4 protein-coding genes are annotated in these 4632 nt (G+C 69.2%); 3 read left to right on the top strand and 1 reads right to left on the bottom strand.

Translation table 11 applies throughout. The features are described from left to right. Nucleotides 1–106: 106 nt before the first annotated feature. A complete protein-coding gene (locus ACYPYD_RS12950; RefSeq protein WP_069708197.1) occupies nt 107–1333 on the bottom strand; it encodes an MFS transporter in 1227 nt (408 codons plus the stop codon). A 205-nt stretch (nt 1334–1538) separates the two neighbouring features. On the opposite strand from ACYPYD_RS12950, the gene ACYPYD_RS12945 reads away from it, so the two are divergent. The 3 genes from ACYPYD_RS12945 to ACYPYD_RS12935 form a co-directional block, all read left to right on the top strand. Beyond that, complete coding sequence (locus ACYPYD_RS12945; RefSeq protein WP_008830181.1) at nt 1539–2066, top strand: Csu type fimbrial protein; 528 nt, start codon at nt 1539–1541, stop codon at nt 2064–2066. After that, nucleotides 2066–2764: a fimbrial biogenesis chaperone gene (locus ACYPYD_RS12940; RefSeq protein WP_459663509.1), complete on the top strand. Its 699-nt coding sequence runs from the start codon at nt 2066–2068 to the stop codon at nt 2762–2764. Before ACYPYD_RS12945 ends, ACYPYD_RS12940 begins: the two co-directional genes overlap by 1 nt. Nucleotides 2765–2781: 17 nt before the next feature. Then, nucleotides 2782–4632: fimbria/pilus outer membrane usher protein (locus ACYPYD_RS12935; protein ID WP_459663507.1), on the top strand; the 1851-nt coding region annotated here is incomplete at its 3' end.

Here is a 4632-nt window from a genome sequence, read left to right as displayed (position 1 = left end):
GGACTTGATCCGGGACCGCTGGCTGTCTTTAGGTAAGAGCTAGCTGCGCGCGCCCGCGAGGTGGGCTGTTCATGGTCAGCGGTCCCGGATCAAGTCCGGGACGACGTCAGGCCGGCACCGGTTCCCCCAACGCTTCCTCCACCTGCGGCCCCTTGCGCAGCATGAGCAGCAGCAGGGCGCCTGCGAATACCGACGTGCCCACGGTCACCAGGAACGTGTCGAAACTGCCGGTCCGCGCCAGCGTCCAGCTCAGCAGCGCTGCTCCCGAAGCGGCCGCCAGCGAGCACACCCCCGTCAGCAGCCCGAGCACGCTGGAATAGATTCGCGTCCGGAAGTGCCGCGCGACGAGGAAGGCGAGGATATCCCCTTCCGCCCCCACCGCGAAGCCGAGGCTGAAGATCGCCGCGGTCACCACTGCCGGCGCGTCCCAGTTGCTCGCCAGCACGAACAGCCCGAGCCCCGGCAGCGCCAGCATCACGAACGACACCACTTGCGGCGCGAAGCGGTCGAGCGCCACGCCGGTCACGAAGCGGCCCAGCAGCATCCCCACCGCCAGCGCGGTGAACATGATCGAGGCGCCTTCGCCGCTGATCCCCTGATCGAGCACCAGCATCTTGAGCTGCACGAGAATCAGCGTCAGTGGCAGGTTGCACAAGTACATCGCGCCGAACAGGATCCAGAACGCCCGCTCGCCGAAGATCTCGGGATAGTCGTCGCGCGCGCGGCGCTTGGGCGCGGTGACGAGGGCCGCATGCGCTCGTCCGCCGGGGATGAGCAGGAACACGACGATGCCGGTGAGCACCGTGAACAGCGCCAGCATCCGGTACGTCGCCGACCAGCCGTGCGCCTCGACGAACTCGTTGATGACCGGCCCGCCGATCGCGGCGAACAGGGCCGGGCCGCAGGCGACGATTGCAAGACCGAGGCCGCGCGCGTGCTCGATATGCTGGACGACGAGGCGCGTGTAGACCGTCGCGGTGGTCGTCACGCAAATGATGCTCTGGAAGATGAAGATCGCCAGATAGGCCTCGAACGAGCCGCCGATGAGGCTGAAGCCCAGCATCGTCAGCGGCATGGCGACGATCCCGATCAGCGCGGTCAGCTTGACCCCGAAGAGGTCGGCGAGGCGGCCGATGAAGGGCATCGACAGCGCCGTCAACATGCCGAGCATGCCGGTCATCGCGAACTGCGCCTTGGACCACCCGGCATCGGCGACGAGCGAGGGCGCGATCGCGCTGGTGACGGTGCCGATGATCGACATGCCCGTACCCATGCCCAGCGTCGCCGCCAGTAGCGGGCGCCACGCGGCACCGATTTCCGATAGATAGCGCAAGGTCAGGTCTCTCCGGGGCGATTTTCGTTATGCCCGCCAGCTTGCCACCTGACCGGCCGGGGCAAAAGCGCAGGACCGCCCCGCACGGGCTATTTCACGCCGGGGCAATCGGAAATCGCCGGAGCGTTTGGTTGCCGCGTTCCTAGGTGAACCACCGGGGAGGGCGTTGGAAGGCTGGGCAACCCTGACTTGGTAAACGATTGCCATGAGCAACGTTCACCATGCCCGCGGCGCTCGCCGCCTTCGCCCGCTTGCCGCAGGGTTCGCCCTTGCCGCAGGTATCGTCCTCGCGCCCCAGGCCGCGTCCGCCGCGACGGTGACCGACACCATCACGGTGACGGCCAACGTGCAGTCGGCCTGCGTCGTCGCCGCCAGCCCGCTGGCTTTCGGCAACTACAACCCGACGTCGTCCTCGAACGTCGACGCGACCACCACCGTCAACGTCACCTGCACGCAGGGCACGCCCTACAACGTCGGCCTCAATGCGGGCACGACGACCGGCGGCACGACCACCGTGCGCAAGCTCAATTCCTCCGGCCATACCCTCAACTACGCGCTCTATTCCGATTCCGGCCGCACCACGAACTGGGGCAACACCGTCAATACCGACACCGTAGCGGGCACCGCCGGGACTTCCGCCACCGCCTACACCGTCTACGGCCGCATCCCCGGCAGCCAGAACACCACGGCGGGCGCCTACACCGACTCGGTGACCGTCACGGTGACCTACTGATGACCTTTCGGCGCGCTCCGGTACTGCTGGCGGCCCTGTTCGTTGCCATGTGGGGCGGCTTTGCCGCCCCGGCGCGGGCGGGTTCGCTCAGCGTGATGCCGGTGCGCGTCGATGTACCTTCGGGCCGCCGCTTCTGCTCGCTGACGCTGGGCAACGATTCCGACCGCGCGGTGACCGTGCAGGTGCGCGGCTTCGCATGGAGCCGCGACGAGGGCGGTGCCGACATTCTCGATCCCGATACCGACTTCGTCGTCAATCCGCCGATCGCGACGATTGCGCCGCACGGCACGCGGCTGGTGCGCTGCAGCCTGCCCGCCGATACAGGGGCGCAGACGGAAAGGCAGTGGCGCCTGATCGTCGACGAACTTCCGGATCCCACACAGGCCCAGCCGGGCGTCGTGCAGACGCTGCTGCGCCTCTCGGTCCCGGTGTTCCGGGGCGCCGAGGGCGTGGCGCCACAGTTTACTGCCTCAATCTCGCCGCAGGGTCTGCGCCTTGCCAACACGGGCAGCGGCCATGCCCGGGTCGTTGCGCTCACCCTGCAGGGAGCGAGCGAGACGGTCACTCTGGACAAACCGTTCTATCTTCTGGCCGGAGGTGCGCAGCTGATCCCGGCCGAGCGCCTGCCGCGCGGTCTGTCCTCCATCCACGTGCGTGCCGAGGAGGGCGAGTATACCGTCGCCCTCCCTGCGCCGTGAGCTGATGGTCGCCTCCGGTGAAGCGCCTCTCCCGCCGCCTTGCGGCAGCCCTTTCGGCTGCGCTTGCCCTGTCGCCTGCGATCGGCGCCGGAACTGCCCGCGCGCAGTCTGCGGCCGAGGCGGCGCCCATGCCGGTCGGCGTCGTCCTCAACGGGCAGGCGATCGCCGAGCCCGGCCTGCTTATCGTGCATGACGGCCACCTCCTTGCGCGGCGCAGCGACATCGAGGGCTGGGGCCTCGCCGCCCATTCCATGACCGCGGCCGAGACGCTGGGCGGCGAAAGCTATGTTGCGCTGGACCGTGTGAAGGGTCTTGTCGCGCGGCTCGACGCGGACGGGGCGACGCTGCTGGTCGATGCCGACGTCAGCCTGTTTCCGCGCTACACGTTCGATCCCGGCCGCCATGTCGTGCCGCTGGCGCAGACGATCCCGGCGCAGTTCCTCGATTACGACCTGACGCTGTCCGACTGGAACGGTCACGCGCGGCTTGGCGGGTTCGTCGATGCAGGCGTTTCCGGACCTTGGGGCGTCGCCGACTCCAGCTTTCTCGTCGACAGCGACCGGGGAGGCGTCGTGCGGCTGGATACCGCGCTGCGCCGGGACTTTCCTCAGCAGCGGATGCGGCTGGTGCTGGGCGACACCGTCGGCACCGGCGCGCCGTGGAGCCGTCCGGTACGCTATGGCGGGGTGTTCCTCGGCACCGATTTCTCGCTCGATCCTCAGAGCATCAACTTCCCGCTTCCGGTGATCTCCGGGAGCGCGCTGACGGCATCCACCGTTGAACTTATGGCGCAATCGTCGCGCCAGTCGATGGACGTCGGGCCGGGCGCCTTCGACCTGACCCTCCAGCCGCGCCTCACCGGGGCGGGGCAAGTGACGATGAGCGTGCGTGACCTTGCGGGCAATACCCGGCAGGTGACGCGCAGCTTCTACGCGAGCCCGAGCCTGCTGCGCCCCGGCCTCTCCGAATTCGCGATCGAGGCGGGCGCGCTGCGGAGGCGCTTCGGCTTCGACAGCTTCGCCTATGGCCCTCTGTTCGCGGCGGCCGGACTGCGGCGCGGGATCACCAATGCGCTGACCCTCGAAGGGCGCGTGGAGGTCAGCGGTCGCACGCGCATGGCGGGCCTTGGCGCGGCGATGGTGCTGGGCGCGGTGGGCGAGGTTTCGCTTGCAGGCGCGGTGTCGCAAGGGTCAGCGGGGACCGGGACGCTGGTGCGCGCGCAAATGCAGCGCGTCACGCCGGTCTATACCTTCACCGCCAGCTACGAGCGCGCCGACGCGCAGTTCCGGCAGGTGGGCGAGGGCCGCTTCAACGGCGGCGGGCGCAGCGAACTGGCGGTCGCGGGAGGGCTTTCGCTCGGACGGATCGGCAGCCTCAATGCCAGCTATGCGCGGCTGACGCAGGGTATCGGCGGGGAAGGACAAACCCGCTACGATCTCGCCTCGGCCTACTACACGGCGAACCTGCGCGGCGGCTATCTCTCGGCGGGCGTGCAGTACACCGCCTATCGCGCGGGGCGGCGCGACGCGGGACTGTTCGGCTCGCTGACCATTCCGCTGGGACCGCGACGCAATGCTTCGGTGATCGCCGAGCCCGGCCGTGCGGCCGCGACTTTCACGCAGAACCTGCCCGACCGCAGCGGCTTCGGCGCGCGGGCGCTGGCCGGGCGTGATAGCGGCGCGGCATGGCTGGAGGGCGGGCTCGGCTATCGCAGCGGCGCGGGCGACATCCGCCTAGACGCGGCGCAGCGGCGTGGGCAGCAGGGCGTGCAGCTCAACGTGCGCGGCGGCCTGCTGCGGGTGGACGGAACGCTCGTCGCCAGCCAGCACATCGACGACGGCTTCGCGCTGGTCGACGTGGCCAGCGAC

The sequence above is a fragment of the Novosphingobium sp. 11B genome (assembly GCF_054589055.1).
Note: the sequence above shows the minus strand (reverse complement) of the source record. Positions and strands in the feature narration are given on the sequence as shown.

What these genes read in the sequence shown, in the direction of transcription:
- ACYPYD_RS12945 (WP_008830181.1), top strand. Translation starts at nt 1,539, where the DNA reads ATGAGCAACGTTCACCATGCCCGCGGCGCTCGCCGCCTTCGCCCGCTT.
- ACYPYD_RS12940 (WP_459663509.1), top strand. Translation starts at nt 2,066, where the DNA reads ATGACCTTTCGGCGCGCTCCGGTACTGCTGGCGGCCCTGTTCGTTGCC.